Source organism: Escherichia sp. KCJ4928 (genome assembly GCF_004352695.1).
GTDB lineage: Bacteria > Pseudomonadota > Gammaproteobacteria > Enterobacterales > Enterobacteriaceae > ECMA0423.
On sequence record NZ_SJWV01000209.1, the window covers coordinates 1 to 6,580 of the forward strand.

A 6,580-nucleotide genomic window follows, 5' to 3' on the forward strand; every position below is an offset into this window, starting at 1 on the left:
GTATAATTCCAGTTATATATTTTCGATTACCTTAGTCGCTACATTAGGTGGTTTATTATTTGGCTACGACACCGCCGTTATTTCCGGTACTGTTGAGTCACTCAATACCGTCTTTGTTGCTCCACAAAACTTAAGTGAATCCGCTGCCAACTCCCTGTTAGGATTTTGCGTAGCCAGCGCTCTGATTGGTTGCATCATCGGCGGTGCCCTCGGTGGTTATTGCAGTAACCGCTTCGGCCGTCGTGATTCACTTAAGATTGCTGCTGTCCTGTTTTTTATTTCTGGTGTAGGTTCTGCCTGGCCAGAACTTGGTTTCACCTCTATAAACCCGGACAACACAGTCCCTATTTATCTGGCAGGTTATGTCCCGGAATTTGTTATTTATCGTATTATTGGCGGTATTGGCGTTGGTTTAGCCTCAATGCTTTCACCAATGTATATTGCGGAACTGGCTCCAGCTCATATTCGCGGAAAACTGGTTTCATTTAACCAGTTTGCGATTATTTTCGGGCAACTTTTAGTTTACTGCGTAAACTATTTTATTGCCCGTTCCGGTGATGCCAGCTGGCTGAATACTGACGGCTGGCGTTATATGTTTGCCTCGGAATGTATCCCTGCACTGCTGTTCTTAATGCTGCTGTATACCGTGCCAGAAAGTCCTCGCTGGCTGATGTCACGCGGCAAGCAAGAACAGGCGGAAAGTATCCTGCGCAAAATTATGGGCAACACGCTTGCAACTCAGGCAGTACAGGAAATTAAACACTCCCTGGATCATGGCCGCAAAACCGGTGGTCGTCTGCTGATGTTTGGCGTGGGCGTGATTGTAATCGGCGTTATGCTCTCCATCTTCCAGCAATTTGTCGGCATCAATGTGGTGCTGTACTACGCGCCGGAAGTGTTCAAAACGCTGGGGGCCAGCACGGATATCGCGCTGTTGCAGACCATTATTGTCGGAGTTATCAACCTCACCTTTACCGTACTGGCAATTATGACGGTGGATAAATTTGGTCGTAAGCCACTGCAAATTATCGGCGCACTCGGAATGGCAATCGGTATGTTTAGCCTCGGTACCGCGTTTTACACTCAGGCATCGGGTATTGTGGCGCTACTGTCGATGCTGTTCTATGTTGCCGCCTTTGCCATGTCCTGGGGTCCGGTATGCTGGGTACTGCTGTCGGAAATCTTCCCGAATGCTATTCGTGGTAAAGCGCTGGCAATCGCGGTGGCGGCCCAGTGGCTGGCGAACTACTTCGTCTCCTGGACCTTCCCGATGATGGACAAAAACTCCTGGCTGGTGGCCCATTTCCACAACGGTTTCTCCTACTGGATTTACGGGTGTATGGGCGTTCTGGCAGCACTATTTATGTGGAAATTTGTCCCGGAAACCAAAGGTAAAACCCTTGAGGAGCTGGAAGCCCTCTGGGAACCGGAAACGAAGAAAACACAACAAACTGCTACGCTGTAATCTTCCTGTCCAGCACGCCGCGCCAGTTCGGCGTGCTGTCTTTTTACTCCCGCTTCAGCCGTTTCGAATTACACAGCCACAGAGTGATCACCAGTAACAGGATCGCAGCCGAGTAGATCAACACATCCAGTGGCGATTTATGATCGACGATGATCAAGCGCACAATGGCGGTGATCCCAATATAGACAAAGTAACGTAGCGGGAAGTGAAAACCGGACTGAAAGTATTTCACAATCAGCGCGATAAATTCGAAATAGAGAAAGTAAACCACCAGTCCTTCTACCAGCTCATATTTGCTGGTTTGTTCTGGCGCGAACAGCACATCTGCCAGATGCACCGTTTCTTTGCCGAGGAAGACAACCAAAATCAGGCCGAGGCACAACAGGCCAAGATTGAGTACGGTCTGCAAAATGGTGGAGATAAACTCCACGCGCGGACGAGAGAGTGACGTCATAGCAGTACCTCCTTCACAGTGGCGAGCTTCCTGTATAACGCAAAAATGTGACGGAGATCTATATTTTTTGTGTATGTTTTGTTCAACCTGGATTTGGAGCGCGCCTCCACCAAAGCCGGATATACCTACCCGTAGGCCGGATAAGCCGCGCCTGGCGGCGCATCCGGCAAGACAAACCGCACCAAAGCCGGTAATTCAAAAATCACCCATTCAGGTGATTCCCAGCCACCAGCAATGCGCGAAAAATCGACCATGTTCCTCTGGAACAAATGAAACGTAACCTGATAAAGGTGGTAAAAATGAAGCCTTATTTTGCTGCTTTGATGTTATCAGTCTCTGTTCTTCCTGCTTATGCTGGTCCGCTCGGTACTGCTGATAAAGCCGACCTACCGCAAAGCAATGTCTCCAGCCCAATGATGGCCCAGTCGCTCAGGCAACCAGATCTGCAACCGATATCGACGGACAGGAAGACAGAATGTTTTCGCCTTTACACACCAGATCGCAAACCGGGGGTGAACTGCGTTCCTGATGGCTCAACAGGCCATTAAGAATGAGGGTGCCAGTGATTGCGAAAACTGGCACCTTTCCCATGACTTAGCGGAAATTGACGCTACGGTCGCTGGTCATGTCATACAACTGGAACTTACGCCCAAGTTGCTGACCACCGTCACGCGTCAGCGGCGTCCAGCCAATCGCCGCACGGCTGCGTGTCGGGCCAGACGAGAAGAGATCCAACGGTACCGAGACATACACGCCTTTGGTGAAGTCCCCTTCGCCGTACTCTTCTTTTGAAACATTAGTGATCGTGGCATAGCCGCCAACCACCACGCCGCTATCAAAGCGTTTGGCGATCTCCAGCGTGCCGCCTTTATCCCCTGCCAGATACTGCCCGACGCTGGCTTTCACCAACACGTCCTGGGCGAAAGATGGCGTCCAGTAGGCGGTCAGATGTCCGGTTTTCACGCTGTAGTCGGTGAATTTCATCATATCTTTTGCACTACGCCAGTCGCGCTGTTTAACGTAGTTGGCATCCAGACCAAACGCCCAGTTGCTGTCCAGCGGACGATACAACACTTCGGCCCCCGCACCGCCAAACATGGTTTCGAGATAACCTCCATAGACCTGACCGTAGAAGCCGTTGCCCAGATGCTGGAAGTAGTTGGCTTGCAGGTTATTCACATAGACATCGTTCTGCACATACTCGCGCACATGGGTACGAACGCGCGGTAAGTGCGAGTCCTGCGGCGGATTGGTGTAGTTAAACTTGTCGTAGTTGTTGGCAAGATTTGCAAACAGGCTGCCGGTGGTCAGCAGATGGTCCGTCAGCCACAAATCTGCCGTTCCCATCACGCCCAGCTGATACATGTAAAAGTTTTCCGGGCCACCGACCGACTGGTTCAGCACCGGATCGATATGGAAATCAAAGCGTGATTTGTCGATATACCAGCCCTGCTCGGTGGACTGCGGAACCACTGGCTCGACGCGTTTTTGCGCCAGCTTCGTTTCGTGGCCCAACGGCTCTCCGGCGAGATGATTTTTCAGGCTGGCGACATCGGTTTCCGTCGTCACCTGCGGCATGTTAAGGCGATTTTCCGTAATGCGGATCGTTTTGATCCCATCCGGCAGATCGTTCATCACGATCCGATTCGCACGGATGATCCCTTCGCGCGAATCACGATATTTCACCTGCTCGCCGGTAACATACAGCGTATCGCCTTTCGCCTGGATCTGTGGATCGGCAAGTCCGGCATTGTATTTCAACAGCGTTAACTGATTCGCCACCACCGAATGCTGCAAAATGGCATCCTGCGGCTGCGGTTGATATTGCGGGCGGGCGTTATCGTTGTAAGACGGGCGCAGATCGTTAAAGTTGGTGCGCAACGTAACGCCAAACATAAAGGTGTTGCCACGTTCATAGCTAAGGTTAACGTCGGCCCAATCGGTAACGCGATAAATCGCACCGACGTTAAACTTACTTTTTTGCTCCAGCTTCCCGGCAAAATCCTGCTGATAATTATTGCCTTCATACTCCAGTTTCAGGCGCAGCGGTTGCCAGGGCGTCTGGTATTCCACGCCGCCAAACAGTGAGGCAGGACCGTGGAACATCTGGCTACCGTCGATAGATCCCGCCTGTTTGTAGCTGTTATCGCGATAGCAATATTTATCACTGGCTGAACAGAGCGGATTTTTCACATTACCGTTGGTGCCCAAATATCCCCAGCCCAGGCCGAGCGTAAAATCGAACGGCCCCCAGGCTTTGCTGGCAACAAGATATTCCGCATCAAACAGCCCCGTACCGCCGATATCCCGCGCACCAACCGCCACTTGCGGCAGCCAGTAACTCTCTTCCCACAAACGCAGTTTGAGATCGAAGGCTTTATCTTTATACGTTTGATCGCCAGAGAACGCTTCGACGCTGCTGTACTGCCGGGTGCGCACGTCGGTGTAGCGCAGCGTTGTTTCCAGCCACGGGAAGAGTTGCACTGAAGCTGAGTAATAACGGTACTGATCGTTATCGCGATAGTTCAGACTCAACTCCCCTTCCCGTGCCATACGCGCGGTGGGCGTTTGTAATAATCCTACGCCACCGAAATCCGACTGCGACGGACCAATGGGCGCAGGATATGTTTCGCCGTAGCAAGCTGTGCTAATGCCCAGCGCCAGTAAGCTAAGCAGATGTCTTTTTTTCATTATTGAGGTATCCGCTGCGTCAGAGTCTGAAGAATGTCGGCGTTAAGGGCATCAGGCGTCTCACTCCAGACGGAGTCCGCGAGGCCAACATAAATAATGCTGCCGGGCATCGGCTCTACGTGACGCTTGTTCCAGTAAGCCACCGGCGCTTTTTGCGTGCGTCCGTCCGGGTAAACCACCCACGCGTAGCTGCGATCCGCACCGCTGAGCAGGCTCTGGTCAGAGAGATAGCTCGCCACGTCGCGACCTGGAGTGAATGGCTGCTTGCCAGGACGGCTGATAAGCCCGAACAACGTGACCGTGGACGGCGGTGGTCCGACCCACAGCGTGTAGTTGCCCTGCAACGGCGGGTTACCGCGTTCGGCAACGCGGACGATATCGGGATCAAGATTGATTTTTTGCCTGCCCGTCACTTTCAACGCCTGAATTTGCTGGCGTAAGGCGTTAATCGCAGCGGCATCGTCGGCGCTGGAATCTGCGCCCTGTTCTGCCAGCCGTGTCAGCAACGCCTGCTGCTGCCGCAATGCTGCCGCCGTTGCCAGCTCTTCGCTAATCACCGCACCAGGCCACCAACTGTTTGCCAGCCGCGGCTGGCCTACCAGATCGATTAAATACTCTGCGCCCGTCAGCGTTTTGGCCTCACTGCTGCCATTGCTGAATACCTTGACGGTTCCCGCCGCGAAGACCGATGACGCCCCCACACTCAAAATCAATGCGACAATAGTTTGTTTAATCATTGTTTTGCCGCCTTGATGAGAGTGGTTTTCACCGGGAAATAATCCGCGCCGAGATACTGTTCCGACTGGCGAATTTGCCCTTCGCTGTCGATCCAGTAGCGGTTATGCCAGCGCGCCTGGTCGGTGGAGACTTCTTCGTCCAGCACGCGAACCGGGGTTTCATCGCTGCCGACCTTGACGGTATCGGTGCCATCCCATTTGAAGACTGAGCGTGCGGTGGCGTAGCGTACCTGCTGGTACTCGGTCCAGCCCATCGTGCGCGTCCATGTTGCACCATCAACAATTTGTGCGGGTTTAATCAGCGGGTCGGCGGCAAGGTTATTCACTTCAATCAGGTTGTCGCCGCCAAGCAAAGTCTTCACCAGACGACCATGTTGTGTGACAAGAGTGGCTTGATCCTGAGTGACCCATTTTTGTTGTCCGTCTTCAGCGAAGGCCAGCACCACAAACAATTGCGGCCCGCCATTAAGCTGCATGTACTGGCTGGCGTAGGGCATATTTTGAATATCATCGTCCGTCAGCTGTACGCCTGGCGTGCCGAACAGACTGTCCCACAGTGAATTGCCCAGCTCTTTAGTCGTGGCTGAACAGGCCTGTAATAGCAGGCAGATAAGAATGAGTGCAGGTCGCTTCACGACTCTTCTCCAGAGGGGCAGAATAACCACACCGGAGTGTGGTTATGGTAAATCCCTTCATACTTCAAGCCACAGATGCAATGACTCAAATTATTTTGGGGATACATACTTTATTACTGGGTACTGGTGGTCGTGGTTGTGGTGGTCCCGGTATTAGAACCATCACCGCCACCGGTTGCCGCGAGCGCGACACCCACCGCCGAGCTTACGGTGCTGACGCTGGTCGCGGAGGAACTCCCCGCCGAAACCGACGTTGCTGCCGACCCTGCCGCTTCGCCCACCTGTACAGGTGCAGCCCACGCAGAAGTCGCCGCAAGCGCAGATATGGCAAAAATGCCATACAGAACTTTTTTCATAACAATTTCCCTTCATTGAATGAATGGAGATTTACCCAAAAACATTTCGGGCGGGATCGAGTATACACAACTAAAGCATGCGAATTACGGCGCGGGGAATTAGAGATGGGGTTTTAGGATAATTGGAATGAATATCAAATATAAGCTACAACTTATATATAAATAACATTAAAAATCATAATGTTAAAATAAAAGTAAAAGTAATTAATCTGAGTATTTTCCGAAATCAATCACGATTAAAA

The 6,580-nt window shown here is 52.0% G+C and carries 8 protein-coding genes; 2 read left to right on the forward strand and 6 right to left on the reverse strand.

Annotation, left to right across the window (positions count from 1 at the left end; all coding sequences use genetic code 11):
• Positions 1-1,465 (forward strand): D-xylose transporter XylE (gene xylE / locus E0D98_RS20380; RefSeq protein ID WP_165941041.1); only part of this gene is annotated, 1,465 nt, incomplete at its 5' end.
• A gap of 43 nt (positions 1,466-1,508) precedes the next feature.
• Here xylE and psiE read toward each other — a convergent pair.
• Positions 1,509-1,919, reverse strand: a complete 411-nt coding sequence (psiE, locus tag E0D98_RS20385) for a phosphate-starvation-inducible protein PsiE (RefSeq protein WP_000202902.1) — start codon at positions 1,917-1,919, stop codon at positions 1,509-1,511.
• 125 nt (positions 1,920-2,044) lie between these two features.
• The gene (locus E0D98_RS28470; RefSeq protein WP_001298876.1) at positions 2,045-2,173 is read right to left on the reverse strand and encodes a hypothetical protein; all 129 of its coding nucleotides are present in this window, start codon (positions 2,171-2,173) and stop codon (positions 2,045-2,047) included.
• A 15-nt stretch (positions 2,174-2,188) separates the two neighbouring features.
• Here E0D98_RS28470 and E0D98_RS20390 point away from each other — a divergent pair, with 15 nt between their 5' ends.
• Positions 2,189-2,467 (forward strand): periplasmic protein, encoded by a 279-nt coding sequence (locus E0D98_RS20390; protein WP_001295279.1) that lies wholly within the window; start codon positions 2,189-2,191, stop codon positions 2,465-2,467.
• Between the two features lie 46 nt (positions 2,468-2,513).
• Here E0D98_RS20390 and E0D98_RS20395 read toward each other — a convergent pair whose 3' ends face one another.
• From E0D98_RS20395 to yjbE, 4 genes are all read right to left on the reverse strand, one after another.
• A complete protein-coding gene (locus E0D98_RS20395; RefSeq protein ID WP_047089407.1) occupies positions 2,514-4,610 on the reverse strand; it encodes a YjbH domain-containing protein in 2,097 nt (698 codons plus the stop codon).
• On the reverse strand, positions 4,610-5,347 hold the full coding sequence (locus E0D98_RS20400) for a capsule biosynthesis GfcC family protein (RefSeq protein ID WP_000595538.1): 738 nt from the start codon (positions 5,345-5,347) through the stop codon (positions 4,610-4,612). The genes E0D98_RS20395 and E0D98_RS20400 overlap by 1 nt, the downstream gene beginning before the upstream one ends.
• Complete coding sequence (locus E0D98_RS20405; RefSeq protein ID WP_001296632.1) at positions 5,344-5,982, reverse strand: YjbF family lipoprotein; 639 nt, start codon at positions 5,980-5,982, stop codon at positions 5,344-5,346. Before E0D98_RS20405 ends, E0D98_RS20400 begins: the two co-directional genes overlap by 4 nt.
• A gap of 113 nt (positions 5,983-6,095) precedes the next feature.
• Positions 6,096-6,338: an exopolysaccharide production protein YjbE gene (yjbE, locus tag E0D98_RS20410; protein ID WP_000757333.1), complete on the reverse strand. Its 243-nt coding sequence runs from the start codon at positions 6,336-6,338 to the stop codon at positions 6,096-6,098.
• Positions 6,339-6,580 lie beyond the last annotated feature (242 nt).

What these genes read in the sequence shown, in the direction of transcription:
- yjbE (WP_000757333.1), bottom strand. Translation starts at nt 6,338, where the DNA reads ATGAAAAAAGTTCTGTATGGCATTTTTGCCATATCTGCGCTTGCGGCG.
- psiE (WP_000202902.1), bottom strand. Translation starts at nt 1,919, where the DNA reads ATGACGTCACTCTCTCGTCCGCGCGTGGAGTTTATCTCCACCATTTTG.
- E0D98_RS20390 (WP_001295279.1), top strand. Translation starts at nt 2,189, where the DNA reads ATGAAACGTAACCTGATAAAGGTGGTAAAAATGAAGCCTTATTTTGCT.
- E0D98_RS20395 (WP_047089407.1), bottom strand. Translation starts at nt 4,610, where the DNA reads ATGAAAAAAAGACATCTGCTTAGCTTACTGGCGCTGGGCATTAGCACA.
- E0D98_RS20400 (WP_000595538.1), bottom strand. Translation starts at nt 5,347, where the DNA reads ATGATTAAACAAACTATTGTCGCATTGATTTTGAGTGTGGGGGCGTCA.
- E0D98_RS28470 (WP_001298876.1), bottom strand. Translation starts at nt 2,173, where the DNA reads ATGGTCGATTTTTCGCGCATTGCTGGTGGCTGGGAATCACCTGAATGG.